The organism is Metapseudomonas resinovorans (genome assembly GCF_002003485.1).
In the GTDB taxonomy this organism is placed as follows: domain Bacteria; phylum Pseudomonadota; class Gammaproteobacteria; order Pseudomonadales; family Pseudomonadaceae; genus Metapseudomonas; species Metapseudomonas resinovorans_D.
The window spans coordinates 59,388-83,770 of sequence record NZ_BDMA01000053.1; the positions used below are offsets into that span (position 1 = coordinate 59,388).

The window sequence follows — 24,383 nt, forward strand, 5'->3', positions numbered from 1 at the left end:
GCAGGGAGGATGTTACGATGGGCAATGTCTTCAGGTTCATGATCCGTTGGTTCAGCTACCCCGTGGTCTTTGGCGGCGCGGCCGGCTGGATGCTCTGGCTGCTGTACGAAGGCGTGCCGTATTGGCCAACCACCCCACTCATCGCCGCAGTGGGGCTTCTTTCGATCGCCATGCTGGAGCGCCTGCAGCCCTTTCGGGAGAACTGGTTGGAAGATCACCAGGACACTCTGACCGACCTGCTGCATACGCTCGTCAACCTGTCCGTTATTCAGTTCACCGCCACGATGCTGGCTCGACTGGGGGATTTGGTGCCTGATGCGGTTCGCACCTTCCCAACAGTGCTGCCCTTGTGGTGCCAACTGCTCATCGCAGCAGTGGTTCTGGACCTCAGCTTTTACGCCATGCACCGGCTCAGCCACCATGTGCCGTGGCTGTGGCGTCTGCATAAACCCCACCACAGTGCCGAACGGCTCTACTGGATGAATGGCGAACGCCGGCATCCCTTGCATGCGGTGATCATGGCGGGGCCGGGGCTGCTAGTGCTGTTTGCGACGGGCGCGCCGTCTGCGGTCGTGGCGACCTGGCTTGGCATCCTGACCGTGCATTTGGCTTTCCAGCACTCCAACCTCGACTACTCCCTCGGCTGGCTGCGCTACGTGATCGGGGTTGCGGAGACGCACCGCTGGCACCACAAGCGCAAATTCGAGGACGCCCAAGTCAATTTTGGTGAGTTCTTCCTGGTGTGGGACCACTTGCTGGGGACCTTCTACGACAGCGCGGGCAAGCTCGGCGAGGCGCAGGTGGGGCTCCTGGAGCGGGACTACCCAGTGGACTATCGGGCGCAGTTGGTCGCGCCGTTTAAACGGAGGTAGCAAGGCAGGATGCGTCGACGCCATGGTCCTTCTACCTAGTCGCAAGACGATGTGGGCTCGTACCGTCGATGTGGCATGGTGCCCCTGATCGGACTGACCTCGCAAAGCTTTACGCGGGTTCTGCTGGACGTGCTGGGCAAACGGTCCATATCCGTTGGCCCTCGATGCACGGCTCTTAGCAGGCATGCAGCCTTCTGCTGGGGGCCAACCCAGGCGTATTTCGAGAACCCCGTCCGCGCCGGTTCGAGGCTTCGCCAACTGCACTGTCGGTTATGAGCCCCGACAACAGCTGTCCGCGCGAGTATGGCCAGCAGGTCACGTCACACTACTGCTCATACGCAGCGGGAAAAAATTCCCCAGCGATCGTCACGATGAGTAACAAGCCTTGGCCAGGGCCAGGCGTGCTCATTTACTCGCGACCTCTCTATTTCAGTGCGGCACGGCAGATTTCACCTGGGTTGTCTGAATTGGCCCATGACTTGCCTGCATGTATATACAGGCACGGGCAATGAAGTACGTGTCAATACAAAGCCGCACCCATCCAACAAGAAGAGAAACCCATGAGAAAACTCCTGTCGATGCTTCTGCTTTCTACCTGCGCGCTTACCGGTCTTTCCGCCCATGCCGGCATGGTGGATGACGCTGTCAATCGCGGCACCCTGCGCGTTGGCATGGATCCGACCTACATGCCCTTCGAAATGACCAACAAGCGCGGCGAGATCATTGGTTTCGAAGTCGATGTGCTGAAGGCCATGGCCAAGTCCATGGGCGTCAAGCTGGAACTGGTCTCCACCAGTTACGACGGCATCATCCCGGCCTTGCTGACCGACAAGTTCGACATGATCGGCTCCGGCATGACCCTGACCCAGGAGCGCAACCTGCGCATCAACTTCTCCGAGCCCTTCATCGTGGTCGGCCAGACCCTGCTGATCCGCGAGGAGTTGCAAGGCCAGATCAAGTCCTACAAGGACCTGAACGATGCCAAGTACCGCATCACCTCGAAGATCGGCACCACCGGCGAGATGGTCGCCAAGAAGCTGATCGCCAAGGCCCAGTACCATGGCTTCGACAACGAACAGGAAGCGTTGATGGACGTGGTCAACGGCAAGGCCGACGCCTTCATCTACGACGCCCCTTACAACGTGGTGGCGGTGAACAAGGCCGGCGCCGGCAAGCTGGTGTTCCTGGAAGAGCCCTTCACCTTCGAACCCCTGGCCTTCGGCCTGAAGAAAGGCGACTACGACAGCCTGAACTGGATCAACAACTTCCTGCGCCAGAGCAAGCAGGACGGCACCTACGATCGCATCCATGCCAAGTGGTTCAAGAAGACCGACTGGCTCGCAGAAATGGAATAAGCAACCCGATATCCGGCAGGGCTTGGCTTCAACCCAGGCCCTGTTGCGTACGACTTCAAAGCCTGCGCTCGAGATCTCTCTATGAATACACTTATACGACGCCTGCTGCCCGCCGATGCACTGGCGGGGCAGCCCTCCCGGGCGAGTCTAAAAAAGCTTGGCCAATGGCCATGGCATGCCCTGACGGCTTTCCTGCTATTAGCGCTGGCCTATGGGCTCTGGTATTCCACTTCGCTGATTTCCTACGAATGGCGCTGGAATCGCGTGCCGCAGTATTTCGCCTACCAGGCTGAGGACGCGCAGCATGCCGGCGACTTCGGACGCGTCGAAGACATTGCGGTACGCGGCGCAACCTCTCAGGTCGTTCTGGTCAGCGAAACGGGAAGCCGGCAAGTACTGGAGGTCGCGGGAGACAGCCTGAAGCTCGCCAAAGGGGATGAGGTGGCCGAGGGCGATGTCGTGGGAGTCACCCGCCACTGGAAGCTTGGGCCGCTGTTCTGGGGGCTTTGGACCACTCTGTGGATTTCAGTGGTCTCCGGCGCGCTGGGCCTGGTGATTGGCCTGTTCACCGGCCTCTGCCGCCTGTCGAACAACCCTACGCTGCGCGACCTGTCCACGGTCTACGTCGAGCTGGTACGTGGTACGCCGCTACTGGTGCAGATCTTCATCTTCTACTTCTTCATTGGCACCGTGCTGAACCTCTCCCGCGAGTTCGCTGGAGTGGCGGCGCTGGCCCTGTTCACCGGTGCCTATGTCGGCGAGATCGTCCGTGCCGGGGTGCAGTCCGTCGCTCGCGGGCAGAACGAGGCGGCGCGCTCGCTGGGCCTGACCGGCGCCCAGTCGATGCGCCACGTGATCCTGCCGCAGGCGTTCAAGCGCGTGCTGCCGCCGCTGGCCGGGCAATTTATCAGCCTGGTCAAGGACACCTCGCTGGTCTCGGTGATCGCCATCACCGAACTGACCAAGAGCGGGCGCGAGGCGATCACCACCTCATTCTCCACCTTCGAAATCTGGTTCTGCATCGCCGCGCTCTACCTCGTCATCAACTTGCCGCTGTCGCAAATCGCCAGCCGTCTGGAACGGAGGCTCGCCCAAAGTGATTGAAGTCCGTGAACTCATCAAAACCTTCACCGCCCGCGGCCATCTCGTGCGCGCCGTGGACAAGGTAGATACGGCAGTGGCCAAAGGCGAAGTGGTGGTAGTACTGGGGCCTTCCGGCTCAGGCAAATCCACCTTCCTGCGCTGCTTGAACGGTCTGGAGCAATTCGACGCCGGCTCGGTGGTCATCGATGGCGTCGACCTTGCCCACCCGAAGACCGATGTGAACGCCTACCGCCGCGAAGTGGGCATGGTGTTCCAGCACTTCAACCTGTTCCCGCACATGACCGTGCTGGAGAACCTCTGCCTGGCCCAGAAGGTCGTGCGCAAGCGCGGCAAGGCCGAGCGCGAGGCCAAGGCCCAGGCGCTGCTGGCCAAGGTCGGCATCGCGCAGAAGGCCAACGAGTACCCCTCGCGGCTGTCCGGCGGCCAGCAGCAGCGTGTGGCCATCGCCCGCGCTCTGTGCATGGAGCCCAAGGTGATGCTGTTTGACGAACCCACCTCGGCACTGGACCCGGAGATGGTTGGCGAGGTGCTGGACGTGATGAAGGGGCTGGCCCAGGAAGGCATGACCATGGTCTGCGTCACCCACGAGATGGGCTTCGCCCGCGAAGTGGCCGACCGCGTGCTGTTCTTCGACCATGGCAAGCTGCTGGAGGACGCCCCGCCGGCGCAGTTCTTCGACCAGCCTCGGGACCCACGGGCACAGAGTTTCCTCAGGCAGGTGCTTTGACGAGGGGGGCCGCTATGCGGCCCCAACTCTCTGTCACCGCTCTGGCAATCGATTACGACCAATACAGACTCAATCCGTCCAATGGATGGGACGTGCGGGCACTTTGCGCGGCAGTGATGGCATTGAACAGCATAAAAAAGGCCGCACTCAGGCGGCCTTAGAGGGGGCATTACACGGAACGAATTTGATTGTAGTCCAGAATCAGTGATCGCCTGATTTCCCAGCGCATACGAGAGCGCCTGATCAAAGCCACCATGCAGTTGAAGCTGTTCGGTCATGTCCTGCCAGGCCAATGAAACCTGACGCCATACCGACGGGAGCATTACAGCTCAACTGTCACGGAAAAATTCATCGCGCCTAACCACGTCGAACTCATCGCCGCCGCTCTCGGCTTGCTCATCGGATAACCTCTGGTGATCTGCAGTTAGGGGGCTACTTCCTGCCCTCAACGTCGCGCCAAAAGGTGCCCGCCAAGCTTACTGAATTGTAATCGAACGGTCGGCGGTAATGTGGCATCGTGTCCTAGCTCTACGAAGTGGCTGGCTTGATCCATTACCTCGGTTCAGTGCATACCAGGACGCAGCATGCGCTTGGTGTTGGCTAGTGGTTCTAACCAGAATCGAGAAGTAAAAACTAGAAATTCCCCACCAAACCTCGTACCAACAGCTTACGCTGTGAGGAGTCTTGCATGTCATTCTTTAAAACTACTACCGCAGCTGTTGCACTTGGCGCTGGTTTGCTGCTGAGCGCTATGGCCCAAGCACATCCAAAGCTGGTGTCCTCTACCCCTGCTGAAGGCTCGACTTCCACAGCACCTTCCAAGATTGAGCTGCATTTCTCGGAAAACCTCACGGCTCAGTTCTCCGGTGCGAAGCTGATCATGACCGATATGCCAGGCATGCCGAATTCCCCAATGGGTGTTAAGGCGTCTGTCTCCGGCAGCGATGATCCGAAAACGATGGTCATCACGCCCGCCTCTCCGTTAACCACGGGTACCTACAAGGTTGAATGGCGAGCAGTCTCTTCCGACACTCACCCCGTAACAGGCAGCCTTGTTTTCAACGTGAAATGATCCATGAGCGACTCAATCAACATCGCCGTCCGCTTCGCTCTTTATATGGACCTCATGCTGCTGTTTGGATTGGCCATGTTTGGTTTATACAGTCTCAGGGGAAAAGAGCGAGCATCCGGCGCTGTCTTGAACTTTGAGTCGCTTCTTTTCGGCGCAGTAGTTGCTGGCATAATTCTGTCACTTGCTGCAATGTTGTTGCTTGCCAAGGCAATGAGTGGCATTTCAGGATTTACGGAGCTTAATCACCATATCGTCGAAATGGTGATTACCGGTACTGACGTCGGGCTCACGTGGATGGTTCGTATAGCTGCCCTTGTTCTGGCGGGTATAGGCTTGGCACTAAACAAACGCCTTCCGACCCTGAGCCTGTGGCTAGTTACTGTGTGCGGCGCCATCGCGCTGTCAACCCTCGCCTGGACTGGGCATGGCGCTATGGATGAAGGCAATCGCCGTTATATGCATTTCGCTAGTGACATCTTCCACCTCTTGGCTGCAGGTGGTTGGCTGGGTGCTTTGGCGGCATTCGCTTTATTGCTACGGTCAAAGATACTCAGTGGCGAACAGGAGGTGCGAATTCTATCCCGAGTTCTTACCGGGTTCGAATCAGCAGGTGCGTTGATTGTAGTGAGCCTAGCTATTACTGGTGTTGTAAATTACCTGTTTATCGTTGGCCCAACACTGGATGGAATAGCGCTTAGCACTTATGGCGCACTGCTATGTTTGAAGATTTTACTATTTGCAGCGATGCTCGCATTAGCCACGCTGAACCGTTTTCACTTGAGTCCACTTTTGGCACGATCGATTCAGAGTGGAGAATACAATGGCGCGGTGAATGTGTTGCGACGCAGCATGGCCATAGAGTTCTCAGTAGCAATAATCATTGTGTGTCTAGTCGCTTGGCTGGGCACCTTGAGCCCTGAGATGGATATGGGCACTGTGTAGGGCCAGTGTGCTGTCTCAAAAATAGCTTTCCCAGAAGCAACCGCACCACCACAGGGGAGCGGTGAGCGAGTGCTGTGACTACTAGCCCCTTCTTCCTTCCAAAAGACGACTAACGCGCATTTCCGTTGTTGGGGCATGCAGGTTTGACAAAGCCCCACCGATGGCTTCGTGGTCTCAATGAAATCCGTCCCTTGCGGCATTACGGGCCGATCTGGCCGGCCATACTTATAGTTGGCGACCTACCCGTGGTCTCTTACGTAATATGCTGGCCAGCATAGTGGGTGAAGCGAACGAGGAACGATGGCTTCAAAGCGACAGATGCTGCTGACAGGGCGGCTGTTTTCACTCAACTCATTGAGCGAGCGAGAAGCGTGGAGTGATCTTGGCTGATCAGTTTGCGCTATTAAAATATTTTTATTTATATGTTTATCTTTTACTGATAGAGGCCTTGTACCCGACTCCTCGAACGCATTTTATGCGTACATCACAGTTGGTAGCGCGCAGTCGCTTTCGCAAACGAAATACCAGCGACTCAACAGCTTGCTGGGGCTGGCTTACCTTCATCTCAGGCAGGTATAGAGTCTCTGCGAAGTGTTCCTTTTTAATGACTCTTGGTGAATTGCTGATTAATTTATAAAGGAGCTCAATTTGCTTGTAAGGAAGTGTGGATGTGGCTCGGTTAACTGTTATTGTGCTCGACGCCCTGCAGATTGTGATGCTTCCAAATGTTAGTTTTGATTTTTCGTGATGTACGTTAAATGTGGCCCTTACATGCTTCTCTAGTTCGGCAATCTTAAATGGCTTGAACAAATAGTCATCCGTTTCTGCATTGAAGTGCTTCAAGGGTTTTTGAAATACGCGGTTTGTAGCAAGTACTATGCAAGGTGCATTGGAGTTCCTTGTGAGATTCCGTTCAGATAGAGGGGATACGGCCTCAAAGTCGTATGCATCATTATCAACAATCATTGCTGAAAATTCGGAGGTGTGCAGGAGGTCGACAGCTTGTTTACAACTATTTGCCTCAATTACCTCATATCCCGAGTCTTCTAGACATATGCGAATCTGAGATCGGAGTGCAGGATGCTCGTGGACAACAAGGATCTTGAGGGGGGCCGGTTTCGCGATGGGTGTCATTTTCTGATGGCGCAAGGAGTGAAGGAGGCAGCCAGCGGACGATGAGTGTTTCAAAATCCCAAGGATCTTGAGGTTTCGGTGACGGAATCCTATGGCTTAGCGGTGGATTGAAACCAATACATCAATTTTAGACAGATTTTCCATGTAAGTGTATGATTTTGCGATATATTTCGTGGAGCCATGAATCTGATACGTTTTCCTAATGGTTATTTAAAGAAGCTGTGAACTAAGCTTCTTCTGCCCGGAACCGGGGAGGTTCCGGGCAGTTCACCCGCACCTTCGCAATACCCTCCTTTGGCTGGCTGTAGTCCTGCCGGCAAACCGCTACAATGCGCCGCTTTCTCAACCCTTCGAGGCCGTGCGCGCATGAAATTCCGCTTTCTTCTCTGGATGCTGGGCCGCCTGATGGCCAAGGCCAGCCGTGACAATGCCGAGTTCCAGCAGCAGCTGGCGGGCAAGGACCTGGTGTTCCAGCTGCATACCCTGGACGGCAAGATCGCCCGTCATTTCATCGTTCGCGAACAGCGCGTCATCAGTAAGCGCGGCCCCGCCAACTCGCCGGCCTTCGCTATCGGCTTCAAGGACGGTGCCTACGGCTTCGCCACCATGAGTGCGAAGAACAAGCAGCTGGCCTTCATGCAGGGCATCCAGAACAAGGACATCCAGATTCAGGGCAATCCGGGGCTGGTGATCTGGTTCCAGGGGCTGACCAAGCACCTGGTGCCAAAGAAGAAGTCCGTCGAGAAGAAAGCCGCCTGACCTCGTTTCCCCGGTAGCGGGATGAAGCAGATTCGGTAGGGTGCGCCGTGCGCACCAGCGGTTTGGTGCCGAAGCTTATCTCTGAATCGGTGCGCACAGCGCACCCTACGGTGCAGGCCTGCAGCGTGCGGAAAGGAAGGAAATAAAAAGGGGCGCCACTGGCGCCCCTTTTTCATGCCCGCAGGATCAGTGCGGACCGTTGAACTGGGAGGCCAGTTCGCGCAGCGCGGCTTCCGCCTGCAGCACCTTGTTCACCGCGTCATCCGCCTTCTCACGGCTAATCCCCAGGGCGTCGAACAGGTCGTCCGGAATCTCGACTTCCGGGCCGGAGCCGATGCCGCGGTTGCGCAGCAGGCTGACCGCCAGGCACACCAGGTTGGGGTAGGCGGCGTTGTCGCTCTGGTAGTCGGGGTCGTGCTGGAAACGCAGGGCGGTGTAGAGCTCTTCCGGCATGTCCCAGAAGCGCATCAGCCAGCTGCCGATCTGCTCGCGGGTAATGCCCAGCAGGTGCTGCTCGATGTAGCTGTGGGAGAGGTGCGGGTTGACCTCCAGATGCCGGCAGATCAGCGAGAAATGCGGCGGGAAGACATGTGCCAGGACCAGGTAGCCGAAGTTGTGCAGCAGGCCGGCGAGGTAGGTCAGGCCGGTCTCAGGGCGCTGGGCACGCGGCATGGCGCGGGTCAGGCCCTCGATGACCGCGGCGGTATAGATCGCCTGCTGCCAGTACGGTGTGGCTTGCTGCGGCTGGTCCTTGGGCAGGCTCAGGGACTTGCCCAGGGCGAGGCCGAGGGCAAGATTGATCACCAGGTCGAAGCCCAGCACGCGCACGATGGCGTCTTCCACCGAGCGAATCTTGCCGGGAGCGGCGTAGTAGGGCGAGGCCGCCCAGCTCACCACCTGTGCGGCCAGGGCCGGGTCGGTTTCCACGACGCCGGTGATGTCTTCCACGGTGGCATTCGGATCGACCCGCAGCTTGATGATCTTCTGCGCGGACTCCGCCAGCGGTGGGATCTCGATGGTTTCTTCCAGGCGCTGCTGGATGCGGCGCGCGGTGAAGGCCTGCACGGCCTGGGTGATCTCGGCGCGGTCGTCGGCCGGGCGGTCGAGGTTCGGGCGGATGCTCGCCAGGGGCTCGCCGAAGCGCGCGGCGCTGGCCTTGCTCAGCAGGCCACGGTAATCCTCGCTGGCCAGCTCCAGCAGCACGCCGGGTTGTCCGGATTCCACCAGCACGCGTGGCTCCTGCAGCAGGCGCTCGTCATACAGGCAAGGCGAGCTGGTCAGCGGCGGCAGGCCGGGCAGGGCGCCCAGGTGGTGTTTGCCGAGCATGCGATCGAGGCGCTCGGGCTTGACCGCCACCAGCTTGCGGCCAGTGAGTTCGGCGAGGCGATTGAGGTCGAGCAGCTGGCTGCGCGGGAAAAGCACCAGCAGGGCGCCGACGGCGTCTTCCAGCAACACCGACTGGACCCGCTGCGCAGCGGACAGCCCCGGATGCTCCAGGCGAACCTGGAACGCCAGCCCGAGTTTCTCGAGCAGCTGCACTATCACTTCGGGCGGTTGTGGCGAGGAATCCGGGACGAGGGCGACTTCAGTCATGGCAGCATCCAGCTTTGATTTTTCTGCCCGGAGTATAACGAGCAGGTCGGAAGAGGTCGGGGCGAGGCGACGATTGAGCTGTGAACTGCATCACACTTGGCCGTACTGTTGACCGTGACGCAACCAGCGCTCCAATAGTGGACTGACGTGCTGAGGCCAATGGGCCAGCAGGGCTTGTGCCGCGTCGCGTACGGCGGGCAGGAGGTCGGCATCGCGCATGAGGTCGGCCACCTTGAACTGCAACAGGCCGGTCTGGCGGGTGCCGAGCATTTCGCCGGGGCCACGCAGCTCCAGGTCCTTCTCGGCGATGACGAAGCCGTCGCAGGTTTCGCGCATGATCGCCAGGCGTTCGCGGCCGAGCTGTGACAGTGGCGCGTGGTAGAGCAGCACGCAGTGGCTGGCGGCACTGCCCCGGCCAACGCGGCCGCGCAGTTGGTGCAACTGGGCAAGGCCAAGCCGCTCGGGGTTCTCGATGATCATCAGGCTGGCGTTGGGTACGTCCACGCCGACCTCGATCACGGTGGTGGCCACCAGCAGTTGCAGGGCGCCGGCCTTGAACTCGGCCATCACCGCAGCCTTTTCGGCGGGTTTCATGCGTCCATGGATCAGGCCAACGCGAAGCTCGCCGAGGGCCGAAGAAAGCTCTTCGAACGTCGTCTCCGCCGCCTGGCAGGTCAGCTCCTCGGATTCCTCGATGAGGGTGCAGACCCAATAGGCCTGGCGCCCTTCGTGGCACGCTGCACGGACGCGCTCGATCACTTCGATACGGCGGCTATCGGCGACCAGCACGGTGTTCACCGGCGTTCGGCCGGGCGGCAGCTCGTCGAGGATGGAGGTATCCAGGTCGGCGTAGGCACTCATCGCCAGCGTCCGCGGGATCGGCGTAGCGGTCATGATCAGCTGGTGCGGGCAGAGGCGTCCGTCCACACCTTTCTGGCGCAGGGCCAGGCGTTGCTGGACGCCGAAGCGGTGCTGCTCGTCGATGATCACCAGGGCCAGGCGCTTGAACTTCACCTCATCCTGGAACAGCGCGTGGGTGCCGACGATCATCGGTGTGCCACCGGCGATCTGCTCCAGGGCGGCGGCGCGCGCCTTGCCCTTGAGCTTGCCGGCAAGCCAGGCGACTTCGAGGCCGAGCGGTTGCAGCCACTTGGTGAAGTTGACGTAGTGCTGCTCGGCGAGGATTTCCGTGGGGGCCATCAAGGCCACCTGGTAGCCGGCCTCCAAGGCCTGCAACGCGGCCAGGGCGGCGACCACCGTCTTGCCGGCGCCGACATCGCCCTGCACCAGGCGCAGCATGGGTTCCTGCTGGGCCAGGTCGTAGGCGATTTCGGCGCCGACGCGCTGTTGGGCTCCGGTGGGCTTGAAGCCGAGGTTGCGCAGATATTGTCCGGGGAGTTTGCGCGCCGGCGGCAGTTGCGGCGCGTGCTGGGCGCGCAGGCTTTCGCGCAGGCGCTGCAGGGACAGCTGATGGGTCAGCAGCTCCTCGAAGGCCAGGCGTTGCTGCGCCCAGTGCTGGCCCTCGGCGAGTTCTTCGAGGTCGGCATCCGGCGGCGGGCGGTGGAGGTAGCGGATTGCCTCGTCCAGCGAGCCCAGGTGGTAATCACGCGCCAACTCCTTGGGCAGCCAGTCCGGCAGGCTGTGTGGGCCGAGGCGGGCCAGGGCGAGCTGGCTGAGGCTGCGCAGGCGCTGTTGGGTCAGGCCTTCGGTAGTGGGGTAGATCGGGGTCAGGGTCTGTTCCACCGGTGGCGGCTCGTCACCACTGAGGGCACGGTATTCCGGGTGGTAGATCTCCAGTCCCGTGGCGCCTGGGCGGACTTCGCCGTAGCAGCGCAACTGGGTGCCGCGTTTGAGGCCTTCCTTCTGCGCCTGGCTGAAATGGAAGAAGCGCAGGCTGAGGGTGCCGGTGCCGTCCTGCAGGCGCACCAGCAGGCTGCGGCGGCGGCCCATGACGACGTCTGCGCCACCAACGATGCCTTCCACCACCGCATCCTGGCCCGGGCGCAGTTCGCCAATCGGGGTGATGCGGGTACGGTCCTGGTAGCGTGTGGGCAGGTGGAAAAGGATGTCCTGCAGATTCTCCAGGCCGACCTTGGCGAGTTTTTCCGCCAGGGCAGCACCCACGCCCTTGAGCACGGTGACCGGGACTTGCGCCAGCTCGGTCATGCCGGCTGCGGTTCGCCCTGGGTTTTCGGGTGGGCCACGGAGCAGAGGCGGATCGAGTCCGCCAGGACTTCGATGGCGCGCGGGCGCGGGAAGCTGGCGCGCCAGGCGATGGCCACGGTGCGGAAGGGCACGGGCGGCGTCAGCGGACGGATCTCGATGATGCCGGGGGCGTAGTGATGGCTGTCGACAGCCGAGAACGGCAGGATCGACACGCCGAGGCCGGAGGCGACCATGTGGCGGATGGTTTCCAGGGAGCTGGATTCCACCGTGGTGTGCTTGGCGCTGTCCTCACCGCCCTTGCGCAGGCTCGGGCAGGCTTCCAGCACCTGGTCGCGGAAGCAGTGGCCCTCGCCCAGCAACAGCAGGCTCTTGTCGTTGAGCATCTCGCTGTCGATGGATTCGCGCTCGCTCCAGGGATGCCCGAACGGCAGCAGCACGTAGAAGGGTTCGTCGTAGAGCGGCTTGGTCAGCACATCGGCTTCGGCGAACGGCAGGGCGATGATGATCGCGTCGAGTTCGCCGGTGCGCAGCTTGTCCCGCAGGATGTGGGTGAAGTTCTCTTCGATGTACAGCGGCATCTGCGGGGCGACCCGGTGCAGCTGCGGAATCAGGTGCGGGAAGAGGTAGGGGCCAACGGTATAGATGGCGCCCACCTTGAGCGGTGCGGCGAGCTGGTTCTTGCCGGCCTGGGCCATCTCGCGGATGCCCTGCGCCTGCTCCAGCACTTTCTGCGCCTGGGTAACGATGCCCTCGCCGACCGGGGTCAAACGCACTGCGCTCTTGCTGCGCTCGAAGATGAGCACACCGAGCTCGTCTTCCAGTTTCTTCACCCCCACCGACAGGGTCGGCTGGCTCACGTGGCAGCGTTCGGCGGCACGGCCGAAATGCTGTTCCTGGGCGAGGGTGACGATGTAGCGCAGTTCGGTGAGGGTCATAGCATTTATCCATTGAGGTCCGGCAAGCATAGCGGCTGGAGTCAATGGAACCAAGCGCCTGCGCGAGGTGCGCAGGCGCTTGGGAGTCAGCGCCGGTCCAGCGAGTAGACGAAGGGCGCGACCACTTCGAGGGAGCCGTTGTTGAGCAGCTCAGGCGGGGGCGGCGGCAGCGGCTGAGCGCGCCGGATCATCTCCAGCGTGGCGCGGTCCAGCGAGGCGCTGCCGGACTTGCCCACCAGGGTGTAGGAGATCACCTTGCCTTCGCCATCGACCACGAAGCGCAGGCGGTTGACCCCTTCGAAGCCGCGGCGGCGGGCGTCGTCCGGGTAACGCTTGTAGCGCGCCAGGTGTGCCAGCAGCTTGCTCTGCCAGGTCGGCTTGGCGTCCGAAGGTGCGCTGGAAGCGGCCTGCTGCTGGGCAGCGGGCTTGGTGTCGCTCGGGGCCTTGGTGGGCGCAGCGACGTTTTCCTTCACGCTCTCGGTTTCCTGCGGCTTCTCAGGCTTGGGCTCCGGCGGTTTCGGCTTCGGCGGCTTGGGCTTGGGTTTCGGCTTGGGCGCGATGGCGATCTTCGGCTTCGGCACTTCCACCAGCTTGGGCAGCGGTTCGGGTTCGGGCTCGACCTGGGGCGGCGGCGGTGGCGCCGGCAAGGGCGCGGGGGCCGGCAAGGGCTCCAGCTCCACCATCATGGCGGCGGGCGGCAGCTCGATCGGCTCGGCATGGGGGCGCCAGTAGAGCGCCCAGAGGCCGAGGCCGATGTGCAGGCCGAGCACGACCACCAGGCTGACGCCCCATTGCGACAGCTTGCGTTTGCCTTGGCTCATTTAGTCCCGACCGTCTCGAGTCCGACCAGGCCGATCTTCAGGTAGCCGGCGCTGCGCAGAGCATCCATGACCTCCATCAGGCGACCGTATTCGACGACCTTGTCGCCGCGCACGAAGATGGTCTTTTCCTTGTCGGCCTTGGTCAGCTTGTCCAGCACGCCGGCCAGTTGCTCTTCGGTGACCTGCTCGTTCTCCAGGTACAGGCTCTTGTCTTCCTTGATGCTCAGGTAGATCGGCTTGTCCGGCCTGGGCGCGGGCTTGGCGGTAGAGGCGGGCAGGTCGACCTTGATGTCCACCGTGGCCAGGGGGGCCGCCACCATGAAGATGATGAGCAGCACCAGCATTACGTCGATGAAGGGGGTGACGTTGATCTCGTGGGTTTCCTGGAGATCATCGCCACCATCGTTCAGATGGATTCCCATGGACTCAGCCTACTTTGACCATTTGCGGAGACTGGCCACGGTCGGCCGTGTGATGGTCGAGGTCGCGGCTGACCAGCAGCAGGACCTGGGCCGAAGCATCGGACACTTGCGCCTTGTAGCCGGCGATGGAGCGGGCGAAGACGTTGTAGATGACCACGGCCGGAATCGCGGCGACCAGGCCCAGGGCCGTGGCCAGCAGGGCTTCGGCGATACCGGGGGCGACCACTGCGAGGTTGGTGGTCTGGGATTTGGCGATGCCGATGAAGCTGTTCATGATGCCCCAGACGGTGCCGAACAGGCCGACGAAGGGCGCGGTGGAGCCGATGGTGGCAAGCACGCCGGTGCCTTGGCTCATCTGGCGACCGCTGGCGGCGACCAGGCGCTCGAGGCGGAAGCTGACGCGTTCCTTGATGCCTTCTTTCTCACGGGTGTTGGCGGAGAGCTTCACCTCTTCCTGGGCGTCCTGCACCAGCTGGTGGGAGACGCAGCTGCCGTTGCTGACCTTCTCGCCGGCCTCGTTCAGGGTGCGCGCGGATTTCAGGGTGCCCAGTTCGCGGCGCAGACGGCGCTTGGCGGCGACCAGCTCGAAGCCTTTGGCGATCCACACGGTCCAGGTCAGGACAGAGGCCAGGGCCAGGCCGATCATCACGGCCTTCACCACGATATCGGCGTTCTGGTACATGCCCCAGGGGGACAGGTCGTGAGCCAGCATCAGCTCGCCTTCAGCCTCGGCGGCCAGCGGGTCGGTCGGAATGGCAGTCGGGTCGAGCGCGGCAGCACCGGCCGGCACTGCGCTGCCGTCGGCAGTCGGGGTGGCGGCATTAGCCGGGGCAGCGGGCTGGCTGGCGGCGGCCGGAACGCTCTGGGCAGTCGGCTCCTCGGCGAAGGAGGCGCTGGGCACCAGCATCATGCTGATCAGCAGGGCCGCCAGCAGGCGTGGCGGGCGGGAGGCAATGTTGGGCTGTACGTTGCGAGCGTTGGGTTTCATGCTGGCCGGACCTGAAGGAAAGAAAGCGGTTTCGTCCATTGGCATTGGGGTATCAGCCTGGACCGAAGGGTTTGCATTATTGCAAGTAATTCTTGTTTGTAAAAGTGACTATGTATCGATCCCAATGCCGTTTGGCGATTCGATGGCTTGCCGCGAGTGATTGGCGATCGCCGGCCATGGCCCTATCCTGAGGACTTTTTCGGAGCTTTCCCGATGTCCGCTTCCCTCCTGATCGCCGGCTGCGGCGATGTTGGCAGCCGCCTGGCCACCGAAATGCTGCAGGCTGGCTGGACGGTCCATGGACTGCGGCGCCAGGTGTCGGCCCTGCCAACCGGCGTTTTGCCGGTAGCCGGCGACCTGGAGCGTGCCGACTGCCCGCCGGACTGGCCCCAGGGGCCGCTGGACTACCTGGTCTACTGCGCGGCGGCCAACCAGCACGATGAGGCAGGCTATCGCTCGGCCTACGTCGAGGGCCTGCGTCACGTGCTTGCCTGGCTTGCCCAACATGGACAGGTGCCGCGGCGCGTCCTGTTCGTCTCCAGCAGCGGGGTCTATGGCCAGCGAGACGGCGAGTGGATCGACGAGACATCCCCTGCCGAGGTCGAAGGTTTCTCCGGCCAGGTGATGCTGGAAGCCGAGCGCCTGGCCCTGCAGAGCGGTCTTCCCGCTACCTGCGTGCGCCTTACCGGCATCTACGGGCCTGGCCGCGAATGGCTGCTCAAGCAGGTGCGCATGGGCTATCGCGTGGTCAGCGAGCCGCCGCTGTATGCCAACCGTATCCATGTCGACGACTGCGCTGGCTTGCTGGCACATCTGCTCAAGGCTGATGCCAACGGTGTGGTGCTGGACGACTGCTATATCGGGGTCGACGATGCGCCGGCGCCGCTGCACGAAGTGGTCGGCTGGCTGCGCGAGCGGATGGGCGTCACCGAGTGGGCCGACGAGTCGACGGTGCGTCGCTCCGGAAGCAAGCGCTGCAGCAACGCCCGTGCCCGAGCCTTGGGCTGGGCCCCGCGTTACCTGAGCTACCGCGAAGGCTACGCGGCGATCCTCGGCGACGCCTGAACATGGATGCCAACCGCATGCTGGCGCGCCCCTGGCTTCCCGGGGTGGAGCTGTTTCATGCGGATTTTTCCGGGCAGCCGTTCGGTCGTCACAGCCACGACGCCTTCGCCATCGGCGCCATTCTGCATGGCGTAGGTGGCTATGAGTGCCGGGGCGAGCGTCATGCGCTGCCGGCCGGCACGCTGTCGCTGATGAACCCCGAGGAGCCTCACACCGGTCATGCCGAGTCCGAGCGGCTGGTCTATCGCATGCTCTATGTCGAAGAGTCGCGCCTGCCTGCTCTGCTTGGGCGCAAGCGCTTGCCCGATGGTTTCCGCGAGCTGAATCCGGTCGATGACGGCCAGGTAGCGGCCGGACTGGCTCGTCTGGCGGCGGAGTTCGAACGCGGCGATGCGCTGGCGCTGGAGAGCGAACTGCTGGACGTGCTCAAACGGGCGTTCGTCCGTCACGGCGGCCTGCGTGCAGCGGCACCCGCATCCCGGGATGGCGGCGTGACGCGTTTCCTGCGCGACTACCTGGAGGTTCACTACGCCGATACCGTCAGCCTCGACCATCTGGCCGGCCTGGTGCAGCGGCATCCGCGTCACTTGATCGACGCCTTCCGCCGCGCCTACGGCGTGCCGCCGCACACCTACCTGCTGCAGCGGCGGATACGCGAGGCCAAGCGCCTGTTGCTGGCTGGGCAGCCACCGCTGGAGGTGGCGCTATTCTTGGGGTTCTACGACCAGGCGCACTTCTCCGGCACCTTCAAGCGTTTCACCGGCGTGACGCCGGGGCAGTTCCGCCGCGCTGCACGCACCTGAGAGATCTGTCCACGATCTGCTGCGCGTCGGCCCTGCCGCGTTAAAAGCAGGCTGGAGCGCCAGCCCGGTCGGAATGCTCATTTACAACTCGTAAACTCCGCTTCCTCGCCTGCTTTTGCCTTGCATGGCTCTAGCTCGCGAAATCGTGATCAGACTCTGAGTTTTCTCCAAGACCACCCCAATGCCTGGCCTCGACACTGGCCGCCGTATTTCACGGAGGTCAGAAGCCATGCTCGCGTTGTTCCTGTTGGTCGCCAGTACCCATTTCGCCGCGCTGCTGTCGCCAGGTCCGGATTTTTTCCTGCTGCTGCGCGCCGGTCTGGTCAGGGGATTGCGCCACGCCGACGGCGTAGCGGCGGGCATCGCGCTGGCCAATCTGCTGAGCATGCTGCTGGTGTTGCTCGCTCTCAGCCTTTTGCCCGTTTCAGACGGGGCGTTCTGGCAGGTGCTGCAATTGGTTGGCGGCGGCTACTTCATCTGGATTGGCGCCCAGGCGTTGCTGGCGACCCGCGAGCTGGAGCTGCCGCAGACCGAGGCGGGGGAGCGCGGATCGTGGCGGCTCGGATTTTCCGAGGGACTGCTGGCCAGCAGCCTCAACCCCAAACTGCCGATCTTCTACGCAGGCCTGTTCGGCGTCCTGCGCAATGCGGCGATGCCGGGTTGGGGGCTGGCCATGAGCATGGCCTGGATGACCGCGGTGGTGCTGTTCTGGGATATGGCGCTGGTGCGGCTGCTCGGCTATCCGCGCTGGCGTGGTTGGCTGCAGTTGCGGGTCAGGGCGCTGGATAGGCTTTGCGGTGCGTTGTTGCTGGCGCTGGGGGCATGGCTGCTAGCCGGCGTGTAGGAGCGAGCTCTGCTCGCGATCGGTTCGGCGCGAAGCTTCGCGAGCAGAGCTCGCTCCTACATACGTGTCGCGGGAGATGCTCAGTCGCGCTCCAGCAGCCAGGCGCGTTTGCCGGGGGAGTATTCGGGCATCTCGTCGATATGCGCGCGGTTGCGCGCTTCGAGGATTTCCAGCTCATCACCGTCGTGGACGAAGATCCATGCCGCGCCCTGGTTGCCGTTCTGCAGCCAGATGCTGTCGTTCTCGCCACTCATGGCAGCGCAATCACCCGCGAGGCAGAGCGCGTAGCGATCAGCGCCCGGGAAGCCTTCGAGGCTGCCATCGGGGTTGAACTTGACCAGGGCACCCTGGCCCTGGCCGTCGACGATTTTCCAGGTGCCGCCGAGGTAGGCGGTGTAGAGCGCGTGCTCGAATGCACTGCCCGGTGGTGCGCCGTCTACGGGAGACTTGTCCGGGTGGACGAAGCGTTGCTCGGGGAGGTTTTCGCTGGCTTTCTGCACCAGTTCCGGGCCGTCCACTTCGAGTTCTTCGTGGTAGTCGCCGTAGAAATCCACTCGCCAGGCGCCATCTTCCTGGGCTGCGAGGCGTCCTTCGCCCAGCTCGAAACCATTGCTGTAGTGGGCTTCGCCTGTCTTCTGGTCGATCTGCCACTCCAGGTTCGGGCCGTAGGCGAGCAGCGACTCGCGCAGCTTGCCATCTTTGGCTGCGGCATTGATGGCCGCCTGGTTGATCCAGATGCCGCTGGGGTCCGACGGGGTGCTGGAACAGCCGCCAAGAATGGCCGCGCAGAGCAGCAGGGGGAGGGTGTGACGCATGACGGATTCCTTCCGGAACGATGCCACGGGCAGACGGCCCGTGGCACAGGAGGCTCTTATTCGAGGACCAGGATGGCGTCCATTTCCACCTGGGAGCCACGCGGCAGGGCGGCAACGCCGATGGCTGCACGAGCCGGGTAGGGCTGTTCGAAGTAACGGCCCATGACTTCGTTGACCTTGGCGAAGTGGGACAGGTCGGTCAGGAAGATGTTCAGCTTGACGATGTCCTTGAAGGAGCCGCCGGCGGCTTCGGCCACGGCCTTCAGGTTTTCGAACACCTGAACGGTCTGGGCTTCGAAGCCTTCGACCAGTTCCATGGTTTTCGGGTCCAGCGGGATCTGGCCGGACATGTAGACGGTGTTGCCGGCCTTGATGGCCTGAGAGTAAGTGCCGATGGCGGCAGGTGCCTTGTCGCTGCTGATGACGGTCTTGCTCATGAGAACTCCTTGGGGCTCTTGGGATCAGCTACGCCCGCACGCGGGTGATACGGATCACCCCTTTGAGCGCGCGCAGCTTCTTGATCACTCGCGCCAGGTGCACGCGGTCGTGCACGCTGACCACCAGCTGGACCACGCTGATGCGACCATCGCGCTCGTCCATGCTGATCTTCTCGATATTGCCGTCGGCGGCATTGACGCTGCTGGCCAGCAGGGCGATCAGGCCGCGCTGGTGCTCCAGCTCGACGCGCAGCTCGACGTTGAACTCGCCGGCAACGTCCTTGGCCCACGACAGCTGGATGCATTTCTCCGGGTTGTGCCGGATTTCGCTGATGTTCTTGCAGTTTTCCAGGTGCACCACCATGCCTTTGCCAGCGGAAAGGTGGCCGACGATGGGGTCGCCCGGAATCGGCGTGCAGCACTTGGCATAGCTCAGCACCAGGCCCTCGGTGCCGCGGATCGCCAGCGGACCTTCGGGGTTCGGCAACTGCTCGCCGTCGCTGGCCAGCAGACGGCGGGCGACTACATAGGCCATGCGGTTGCCGAGGCCGACGTCTTCCAGCAGGTCTTCGATCACGTCCAGACGGTACTCGCTGAGCACGGCCTGGATGCGCTCGGGGCTGATCTTGTCCAGATGGCTTTCGAACCCGGCCAGGGCCTTGTTCAGCAGGCGCTCGCCGAGGCTGATGGATTCGGAGCGACGCTGCTGCTTGAGGGCGTGGCGGATGTGGGTGCGGGCCTTGCCGGTCACGACGAAGTTAAGCCAGGCGGGGTTCGGCCGCGCGCCGGGTGCCGTGACGATTTCCACGGTCTCGCCGCTCTGCAGCGGTTCCGAGAGGGGCGCCAGGCGGCGATTGATACGGCAGGCGATGCAGGTGTTGCCGACGTCGGTGTGCACCGCGTAGGCGAAGTCGACCGCTGTGGAGCCTTTTGGCAGCTCCATGATCCGGCCCTTGGGCGTGAACACGTAGACCTCGTCGGGGAAGAGGTCGATCTTCACGCTCTCGATGAACTCCAGCGAGTTACCGGCGCGTTGCTGCAGTTCCAGGATGCCCTTGACCCACTGACGGGCCCGGGCATGGGTGCCCTTGGGCTGGTCGTCCTCGGTGGACTTGTATAGCCAATGGGCGGCGATGCCGTTGTTGGCCATCTCTTCCATTTCGCGAGTGCGGATCTGGATCTCGATGGGCACGCCGTGCATGCCGAACAGGGTGGTATGCAACGACTGGTAGCCGTTGGCCTTGGGAATCGCGATGTAGTCCTTGAAGCGGCCCGGCAGCGGCTTGTACAGGTTGTGCACGGCGCCGAGCACGCGGTAGCAGGTGTCGACCTTGTCGACGATGATGCGGAAGGCGTAGACGTCCATGATTTCATTGAACGCCCGGCGCTTGCCGCGCATCTTCTTGTAGATGCTGTAGAGGTGCTTCTCGCGGCCGATGACCTCGCCTTCCATGCCTTCGCGGCGCAGGCAGTTGGTCACCGATTCCTCGATCTTGTTGACGATTTCCTTGCGGTTGCCGCGGGCGCGGCGCACCGCTGCGCGAATGCGCTCCGAGCGCATCGGGTGCATGGCCTTGAAGCCGAGGTCCTCGAATTCCACGCGCATGCTGTGCATGCCCAGCCGGTTGGCGATGGGGGCGTAGATTTCCAGGGTTTCCTTGGCGATGCGCCGGCGCTTCTCGCCGGACAGCACTTCCAGCGTGCGCATGTTGTGCAGGCGGTCGGCCAGCTTGACCAGGATCACGCGGATGTCGCGCGCCATGGCCATGGCCATCTTCTGGAAGTTCTCGGCCTGGGCTTCGGCCTTGGACTCGAAGTTCATCTGGGTCAGTTTGCTGACCCCGTCCACCAACTCGGCGACGGTCTCGCCGAACTGCGAGCAAAGCGCTTCCTTGGCGATGCCGGTGTCCTCGATCACGTCGTGCAGCATCGCGGCCATCAGGCTCTGATGGTCCATGTGCATGTCGGCGAGGATACTGGCTACGGCGAGCGGGTGGGTGACGTAGGCTTCACCGCTGCGGCGGCGCTGGCCGTCGTGGGCCTGCTCGGCATAGAAGTAGGCTCGGCGTACCAGGTTGACCTGGTCCGCGCCGAGGTAGGTCGAAAGTCGTTCGGCGAGAGTGTCTATGCTCGGCAAGATATTTCTCCTTGCCGGCCTTCGTTACCCTGCGCCGTGCGACGTCGACCCGGCATGGAATCAGAGGGCCTCGTTGGCCTCGTCCTCGAATGCGGCGAACAGCGGCTCTTCTTCAACGATGTCTTCCTGGGCGATGACGTCATAGTCGACCAGGCCGGCAGCGATTTCGCGCAGGGCGACTACGGTCGGCTTGTCGTTTTCCCAGGCTACCTTCGGCTCTTTGCCGCCGGTGGCCAGCTGACGGGAACGCTTGGTGGCGAGCATGACCAGCTCGAAGCGGTTATCGACGTTGTCCAGGCAATCTTCAACGGTAACGCGGGCCATGGTGTTCCTCGTAGCACGAAATGAATGGCTGATGCTTTGCCCAATTGGGCGAGCGGACTGAATAGTCTAAAAAATCGCCAGCAATTAGGGAAGCGCCGATTTTCGGCGCTTTGCGGGTGGAGTGTGGCTCAAGGCAAGTGCGGGAGCCAGCTATGGCGGCGATAGAGACTCGTGCGGCTAGTCGAGCAGGCGGGCGAGCAGGGCGCCGTGGCGGACCTGTTGCGAGTCGTGGCGCAGCTGGTTCGCGCGGAAGATGGCCTTGAGGTCTTCCAGGGCGGTGGCGAAGTCGTCGTTGATTACCAGGTAGTCGTACTCGACGTAATGGCTCATCTCGCTGACCGCCTCGCGCATGCGGCGCTCGATGATCTCCTCGCTGTCCTGGCCGCGGTTGTCGAGGCGCTGGCGCAGGGCTTCCTGGCTCGGCGGCAGGATGAATATGGACTTGGCCTGGGGCATCAGGCGACGGACCTGCTGGGCGCCTTGCCAGTCGATCTCGAGGATCAGGTCATGGCCTTCGGCCAGGGTCTGCTGGACCCAGCGCTGGGACGTGCCGTAGAGGTTGCCGAAGACTTCAGCGTGCTCCAGGAAGTCGCCGTGTTCGAGCATCTGCACGAACTCTTCGCGGCTCACGAAGTTGTAGTTGACGCTGTCCACCTCGCCCGGGCGCATGCCGCGGGTGGTGTGGGAAACCGAAACGCGGATGTTGGGCTCGGCGTCGATCAGCGCCTTGACCAGGCTGGTCTTGCCGGCGCCGGAGGGAGCGGAAACGATGTACAGGGTGCCGGGAGTGGCGGTCATGGGGGCGGTCTCTTACTCGATATTCTGGACTTGTTCGCGCATCTGCTCGATCAACACCTTGAGGTTGACCGCAGCCTGGGTGCTGCGCGGGTCGAAGGCCTTGGAGCCCAGGGTGTTGGCTTCGCGGTTGAGTTCCTGCATCAGGAAGTCCAGGCGGCGGCCGGCTGCGCCACCGGCCTTGAGCACGCGACGGACTTCGCTGATGTGGGTGCCGAGGCGGTCCAGCTCTTCGGCGACGTCGCTCTTCTGCGCCAGTAGGACCATCTCCTGCTCCAATCGTTGCGGATCGAGTTCGGCCTTCATCTCGGCGAAGCGGTCGAGGATCTTCTGCCGTTGGGCGGCAAGCATCTGCGGGACTAGGGCGCGCAGGGCGGTGACGTCTTCCTGCATGGCGTCCAGGCGGTCGTTGAGCAGGCGGGCCAGCTCGGCTCCTTCGCGGGCGCGGCCCTTCTTCAGTTCTTCGAGCGCCTGGGAGAAGGCTTCCATGGCGGCGGCATTGAGTGCCTGCGGGTCTGCGGCATCGGCCACCAGTACGCCCGGCCAGGCGAGGACTTCCAGGGGATTGATCGGTGCCGGTTGCTGGATCAGCGCGGCGACGCTTTCGGCGGCCTTGATTAGCTGGCCGGCGCGTTCACGGTCCACTTGCAGCGGCTTGCCGGCGCTCTCTTCGGCCAGGCGCAGGGTGATTTCCACCTTGCCGCGCGACAGCCCCTGGCGCAGGGCGTCGCGCACGGGGCCTTCCAGGTCGCGGAAGGCTTCCGGCAGGCGCAGGTGGGGTTCGAGATAGCGGTGGTTGACCGAGCGCAGTTCCCAGCTCAGGGTGCCGTGGGAGCCAGCCCGTTCAACGCGGGCGAAGGCGGTCATGCTGTGCACCATGGGGTTTCCTCTCGGTTTCGACGATCAAAGGAAGGGATTGTAGCCCAGGCGGCCTGTGCCTCCCAACGCGGCGATGTCCCCCATGCCCGAGGGCCTCTATAATGGCGGGCAGATTTCTCCCGAACAGGTAAGCCCGAATGAAACGTCCCAGTGGCCGCGCGGCCGAACAGCTGCGTCCGATCCGCATCACCCGCAACTACACCAAGCATGCCGAAGGCTCGGTGCTGGTGGAATTCGGGGATACCAAGGTGATCTGCACGGCCAGCGTCGAGTCCGGCGTGCCGCGCTTCCTCAAGGGCCAGGGCCAGGGTTGGCTGACCGCCGAGTACGGCATGCTGCCGCGCGCTACCGGCGAGCGTAACCAGCGTGAGGCCAGCCGTGGCAAACAGGGTGGTCGCACCCTGGAGATCCAGCGTCTGATCGGCCGCTCGCTGCGCGCTGCGCTGGACATGACCAAGCTGGGCGAGAACACCATCTATCTGGATTGCGATGTGATCCAGGCCGACGGTGGCACTCGTACCGCTTCCATCACCGGTGCCATGGTGGCCCTGGTCGATGCGCTGAAGGTGCTGAAGAAGCGCGGCGCACTGAAAGGCGAGCCGCTGAAGCAGATGGTCGCCGCCGTTTCCGTGGGCATCTACCAGGGCGAGCCGGTGCTGGACCTGGATTACCTTGAAGACGCTGCCGCCGAGACCGACCTCAACGTGGTCATGACCGATGCCGGCGGCTTCATCGAAGTCCAGGGCACCGCCGAAGGTGCCCCGTTCCAGCCGGAAGAGCTGACCGCCATGCTCGACCTGGCGCGCAAGGGCCTGAACGAGCTGTTCGAGCTGCAGCGCGCGGCGCTGGCCGACTGACAGCAAATCCGCACGAGGAGACGTGGGAATGGACGAACCTACTCAGTATCAGGAGCCGAACCGGGAAGTACGGCAATGGGCGATGTTCTGCCATTTCTCCGCCTTCCTCGGCCTGGTGTTTCCCTTCGGCAATCTGCTGGGGCCCCTGATCGTCTGGCAGATCAAGAAGGACCTCGATCCTTTCGTCGACGCCCAGGGCAAGGAAGCGCTGAACTTCCAGATCACCGTGGCACTGGCCGTTGTGCTGTGCTTCCTGTTGATGCTGATAGTGATCGGCTTCCCGCTGCTCGGCCTGGTGAGTATTGGTGCGCTGGTGCTGACCATCATCGCCGGGATCAAGGCCAACGAAGGTCAGGCGTATCGTTACCCCTTCTGCTGGCGCCTGGTGAAATAGGCCGAATCGCGGACAAGAAAAAGCCGGCTCGAAAGCCGGCTTTTTTCTGCCTGGTGTCCCGTCCTGAATAAGGTTTACACCTTTGCCCTTATTTTCAGGAGCGCTCCATGGCAGAAGGTGTACGACGTAGCCAGCGCGATTAC

The 24,383-nt window shown here is 62.4% G+C and carries 25 protein-coding genes; 12 read left to right on the top strand and 13 right to left on the bottom strand.

Translation table 11 applies throughout. The features are described from left to right. Positions 1 to 17 precede the first annotated feature (17 nt). The 6 genes from MnOB_RS14365 to copD all read left to right on the top strand — a co-directional run bounded on the left by MnOB_RS14365 (position 18) and on the right by copD (position 6,072). Positions 18 to 872, top strand: a complete 855-nt coding sequence (locus MnOB_RS14365) for a sterol desaturase family protein (RefSeq protein WP_077524901.1) — start codon at positions 18 to 20, stop codon at positions 870 to 872. A 560-nt stretch (positions 873 to 1,432) separates the two neighbouring features. Then, complete coding sequence (locus tag MnOB_RS14370) at positions 1,433 to 2,227, top strand: transporter substrate-binding domain-containing protein (RefSeq protein WP_077524902.1); 795 nt, start codon at positions 1,433 to 1,435, stop codon at positions 2,225 to 2,227. A gap of 81 nt (positions 2,228 to 2,308) precedes the next feature. Continuing rightward, positions 2,309 to 3,331: an amino acid ABC transporter permease gene (locus MnOB_RS14375; RefSeq protein WP_077524903.1), complete on the top strand. Its 1,023-nt coding sequence runs from the start codon at positions 2,309 to 2,311 to the stop codon at positions 3,329 to 3,331. After that, positions 3,324 to 4,058: an amino acid ABC transporter ATP-binding protein gene (locus MnOB_RS14380; RefSeq protein WP_077524904.1), complete on the top strand. Its 735-nt coding sequence runs from the start codon at positions 3,324 to 3,326 to the stop codon at positions 4,056 to 4,058. Before MnOB_RS14375 ends, MnOB_RS14380 begins: the two co-directional genes overlap by 8 nt. 688 nt (positions 4,059 to 4,746) lie before the next feature. Then, positions 4,747 to 5,130: a copper homeostasis periplasmic binding protein CopC gene (gene copC, locus MnOB_RS14385; protein WP_077524905.1), complete on the top strand. Its 384-nt coding sequence runs from the start codon at positions 4,747 to 4,749 to the stop codon at positions 5,128 to 5,130. Positions 5,131 to 5,133: 3 nt separating this feature from the next. Continuing rightward, positions 5,134 to 6,072 (top strand): copper homeostasis membrane protein CopD, encoded by a 939-nt coding sequence (gene copD, locus MnOB_RS14390; protein WP_077524906.1) that lies wholly within the window; start codon positions 5,134 to 5,136, stop codon positions 6,070 to 6,072. Between the two features lie 426 nt (positions 6,073 to 6,498). Here copD and MnOB_RS29630 read toward each other — a convergent pair whose 3' ends face one another. After that, positions 6,499 to 7,206, bottom strand: a complete 708-nt coding sequence (locus MnOB_RS29630) for a response regulator transcription factor (RefSeq protein WP_077524907.1) — start codon at positions 7,204 to 7,206, stop codon at positions 6,499 to 6,501. 366 nt (positions 7,207 to 7,572) lie between these two features. Here MnOB_RS29630 and MnOB_RS14400 point away from each other — a divergent pair, with 366 nt between their 5' ends. Continuing rightward, positions 7,573 to 7,965 carry a helicase gene (locus MnOB_RS14400; RefSeq protein ID WP_077524908.1) on the top strand — a complete coding sequence of 131 codons (393 nt, stop codon included), beginning with the start codon at positions 7,573 to 7,575 and terminating at the stop codon, positions 7,963 to 7,965. 186 nt (positions 7,966 to 8,151) lie between these two features. On the opposite strand, the gene MnOB_RS14405 is transcribed toward MnOB_RS14400, so the two are convergent. The 6 genes from MnOB_RS14405 to exbB form a co-directional block, all read right to left on the bottom strand. Beyond that, a complete protein-coding gene (locus MnOB_RS14405; protein ID WP_077524909.1) occupies positions 8,152 to 9,558 on the bottom strand; it encodes an HDOD domain-containing protein in 1,407 nt (468 codons plus the stop codon). Positions 9,559 to 9,648: 90 nt separating this feature from the next. Then, on the bottom strand, positions 9,649 to 11,724 hold the full coding sequence (recG, locus tag MnOB_RS14410; protein ID WP_077524910.1) for an ATP-dependent DNA helicase RecG: 2,076 nt from the start codon (positions 11,722 to 11,724) through the stop codon (positions 9,649 to 9,651). Beyond that, positions 11,721 to 12,659, bottom strand: coding sequence for a hydrogen peroxide-inducible genes activator (locus MnOB_RS14415; protein ID WP_077524911.1), 939 nt, complete (start codon positions 12,657 to 12,659; stop codon positions 11,721 to 11,723). The genes recG and MnOB_RS14415 overlap by 4 nt, the downstream gene beginning before the upstream one ends. 86 nt (positions 12,660 to 12,745) lie before the next feature. Further along, complete coding sequence (locus MnOB_RS14420; protein WP_077524912.1) at positions 12,746 to 13,480, bottom strand: energy transducer TonB; 735 nt, start codon at positions 13,478 to 13,480, stop codon at positions 12,746 to 12,748. Continuing rightward, the gene (gene exbD / locus MnOB_RS14425) at positions 13,477 to 13,902 is read right to left on the bottom strand and encodes a TonB system transport protein ExbD (protein ID WP_077524913.1); all 426 of its coding nucleotides are present in this window, start codon (positions 13,900 to 13,902) and stop codon (positions 13,477 to 13,479) included. The genes MnOB_RS14420 and exbD overlap by 4 nt, the downstream gene beginning before the upstream one ends. 4 nt (positions 13,903 to 13,906) lie before the next feature. Continuing rightward, positions 13,907 to 14,890 carry a tonB-system energizer ExbB gene (exbB, locus tag MnOB_RS14430; RefSeq protein ID WP_077524914.1) on the bottom strand — a complete coding sequence of 328 codons (984 nt, stop codon included), beginning with the start codon at positions 14,888 to 14,890 and terminating at the stop codon, positions 13,907 to 13,909. Between the two features lie 213 nt (positions 14,891 to 15,103). On the opposite strand from exbB, the gene MnOB_RS14435 reads away from it, so the two are divergent. The 3 genes from MnOB_RS14435 (at position 15,104) to MnOB_RS14445 (ending at position 17,602) form a co-directional block, all read left to right on the top strand. Then, positions 15,104 to 15,955 carry an SDR family oxidoreductase gene (locus MnOB_RS14435; RefSeq protein WP_077524915.1) on the top strand — a complete coding sequence of 284 codons (852 nt, stop codon included), beginning with the start codon at positions 15,104 to 15,106 and terminating at the stop codon, positions 15,953 to 15,955. Between the two features lie 2 nt (positions 15,956 to 15,957). Next, positions 15,958 to 16,758, top strand: a complete 801-nt coding sequence (locus MnOB_RS14440) for an AraC family transcriptional regulator (protein WP_077524916.1) — start codon at positions 15,958 to 15,960, stop codon at positions 16,756 to 16,758. A gap of 229 nt (positions 16,759 to 16,987) precedes the next feature. Next, a complete protein-coding gene (locus MnOB_RS14445; RefSeq protein ID WP_077524917.1) occupies positions 16,988 to 17,602 on the top strand; it encodes a LysE family translocator in 615 nt (204 codons plus the stop codon). Positions 17,603 to 17,682: 80 nt separating this feature from the next. On the opposite strand, the gene MnOB_RS14450 is transcribed toward MnOB_RS14445, so the two are convergent. The 6 genes from MnOB_RS14450 to MnOB_RS14475 all read right to left on the bottom strand — a co-directional run bounded on the left by MnOB_RS14450 (position 17,683) and on the right by MnOB_RS14475 (position 22,989). Continuing rightward, the gene (locus tag MnOB_RS14450) at positions 17,683 to 18,417 is read right to left on the bottom strand and encodes a hypothetical protein (RefSeq protein ID WP_077524918.1); all 735 of its coding nucleotides are present in this window, start codon (positions 18,415 to 18,417) and stop codon (positions 17,683 to 17,685) included. 56 nt (positions 18,418 to 18,473) lie between these two features. Next, positions 18,474 to 18,854: a RidA family protein gene (locus MnOB_RS14455; RefSeq protein WP_077524919.1), complete on the bottom strand. Its 381-nt coding sequence runs from the start codon at positions 18,852 to 18,854 to the stop codon at positions 18,474 to 18,476. Between the two features lie 28 nt (positions 18,855 to 18,882). Continuing rightward, a complete protein-coding gene (gene spoT, locus MnOB_RS14460) occupies positions 18,883 to 20,991 on the bottom strand; it encodes a bifunctional GTP diphosphokinase/guanosine-3',5'-bis pyrophosphate 3'-pyrophosphohydrolase (RefSeq protein ID WP_077524920.1) in 2,109 nt (702 codons plus the stop codon). A 60-nt stretch (positions 20,992 to 21,051) separates the two neighbouring features. Further along, complete coding sequence (rpoZ, locus tag MnOB_RS14465) at positions 21,052 to 21,315, bottom strand: DNA-directed RNA polymerase subunit omega (protein WP_016495387.1); 264 nt, start codon at positions 21,313 to 21,315, stop codon at positions 21,052 to 21,054. 177 nt (positions 21,316 to 21,492) lie between these two features. Beyond that, entirely contained in the window at positions 21,493 to 22,113 is a 621-nt protein-coding gene (gmk, locus tag MnOB_RS14470; protein ID WP_077524921.1) for a guanylate kinase, read from the bottom strand. Between the two features lie 12 nt (positions 22,114 to 22,125). Continuing rightward, on the bottom strand, positions 22,126 to 22,989 hold the full coding sequence (locus MnOB_RS14475) for a YicC/YloC family endoribonuclease (RefSeq protein ID WP_077524922.1): 864 nt from the start codon (positions 22,987 to 22,989) through the stop codon (positions 22,126 to 22,128). A 137-nt stretch (positions 22,990 to 23,126) separates the two neighbouring features. Here MnOB_RS14475 and rph point away from each other — a divergent pair, with 137 nt between their 5' ends. Next, positions 23,127 to 23,846, top strand: coding sequence for a ribonuclease PH (rph, locus tag MnOB_RS14480; RefSeq protein WP_028626899.1), 720 nt, complete (start codon positions 23,127 to 23,129; stop codon positions 23,844 to 23,846). 28 nt (positions 23,847 to 23,874) lie between these two features. Next, positions 23,875 to 24,240, top strand: a complete 366-nt coding sequence (locus MnOB_RS14485; RefSeq protein WP_077524923.1) for a DUF4870 domain-containing protein — start codon at positions 23,875 to 23,877, stop codon at positions 24,238 to 24,240. Positions 24,241 to 24,383: the final 143 nt, after the last annotated feature.

Excerpts from the sequence above, each read along its gene's own strand:
- MnOB_RS14365 (WP_077524901.1), top strand. The coding sequence starts at position 18 with ATGGGCAATGTCTTCAGGTTCATGATCCGTTGGTTCAGCTACCCCGTG.
- MnOB_RS14370 (WP_077524902.1), top strand. The coding sequence starts at position 1,433 with ATGAGAAAACTCCTGTCGATGCTTCTGCTTTCTACCTGCGCGCTTACC.
- MnOB_RS14375 (WP_077524903.1), top strand. The coding sequence starts at position 2,309 with ATGAATACACTTATACGACGCCTGCTGCCCGCCGATGCACTGGCGGGG.
- copC (WP_077524905.1), top strand. The coding sequence starts at position 4,747 with ATGTCATTCTTTAAAACTACTACCGCAGCTGTTGCACTTGGCGCTGGT.
- copD (WP_077524906.1), top strand. The coding sequence starts at position 5,134 with ATGAGCGACTCAATCAACATCGCCGTCCGCTTCGCTCTTTATATGGAC.
- MnOB_RS29630 (WP_077524907.1), bottom strand. The coding sequence starts at position 7,206 with ATGACACCCATCGCGAAACCGGCCCCCCTCAAGATCCTTGTTGTCCAC.
- MnOB_RS14400 (WP_077524908.1), top strand. The coding sequence starts at position 7,573 with ATGAAATTCCGCTTTCTTCTCTGGATGCTGGGCCGCCTGATGGCCAAG.
- MnOB_RS14405 (WP_077524909.1), bottom strand. The coding sequence starts at position 9,558 with ATGACTGAAGTCGCCCTCGTCCCGGATTCCTCGCCACAACCGCCCGAA.
- recG (WP_077524910.1), bottom strand. The coding sequence starts at position 11,724 with ATGACCGAGCTGGCGCAAGTCCCGGTCACCGTGCTCAAGGGCGTGGGT.
- MnOB_RS14415 (WP_077524911.1), bottom strand. The coding sequence starts at position 12,659 with ATGACCCTCACCGAACTGCGCTACATCGTCACCCTCGCCCAGGAACAG.
- MnOB_RS14420 (WP_077524912.1), bottom strand. The coding sequence starts at position 13,480 with ATGAGCCAAGGCAAACGCAAGCTGTCGCAATGGGGCGTCAGCCTGGTG.
- exbD (WP_077524913.1), bottom strand. The coding sequence starts at position 13,902 with ATGGGAATCCATCTGAACGATGGTGGCGATGATCTCCAGGAAACCCAC.
- exbB (WP_077524914.1), bottom strand. The coding sequence starts at position 14,890 with ATGAAACCCAACGCTCGCAACGTACAGCCCAACATTGCCTCCCGCCCG.
- MnOB_RS14435 (WP_077524915.1), top strand. The coding sequence starts at position 15,104 with ATGTCCGCTTCCCTCCTGATCGCCGGCTGCGGCGATGTTGGCAGCCGC.
- MnOB_RS14440 (WP_077524916.1), top strand. The coding sequence starts at position 15,958 with ATGGATGCCAACCGCATGCTGGCGCGCCCCTGGCTTCCCGGGGTGGAG.
- MnOB_RS14445 (WP_077524917.1), top strand. The coding sequence starts at position 16,988 with ATGCTCGCGTTGTTCCTGTTGGTCGCCAGTACCCATTTCGCCGCGCTG.
- MnOB_RS14450 (WP_077524918.1), bottom strand. The coding sequence starts at position 18,417 with ATGCGTCACACCCTCCCCCTGCTGCTCTGCGCGGCCATTCTTGGCGGC.
- MnOB_RS14455 (WP_077524919.1), bottom strand. The coding sequence starts at position 18,854 with ATGAGCAAGACCGTCATCAGCAGCGACAAGGCACCTGCCGCCATCGGC.
- rpoZ (WP_016495387.1), bottom strand. The coding sequence starts at position 21,315 with ATGGCCCGCGTTACCGTTGAAGATTGCCTGGACAACGTCGATAACCGC.
- gmk (WP_077524921.1), bottom strand. The coding sequence starts at position 22,113 with ATGACCGCCACTCCCGGCACCCTGTACATCGTTTCCGCTCCCTCCGGC.
- MnOB_RS14475 (WP_077524922.1), bottom strand. The coding sequence starts at position 22,989 with ATGGTGCACAGCATGACCGCCTTCGCCCGCGTTGAACGGGCTGGCTCC.
- rph (WP_028626899.1), top strand. The coding sequence starts at position 23,127 with ATGAAACGTCCCAGTGGCCGCGCGGCCGAACAGCTGCGTCCGATCCGC.
- MnOB_RS14485 (WP_077524923.1), top strand. The coding sequence starts at position 23,875 with ATGGACGAACCTACTCAGTATCAGGAGCCGAACCGGGAAGTACGGCAA.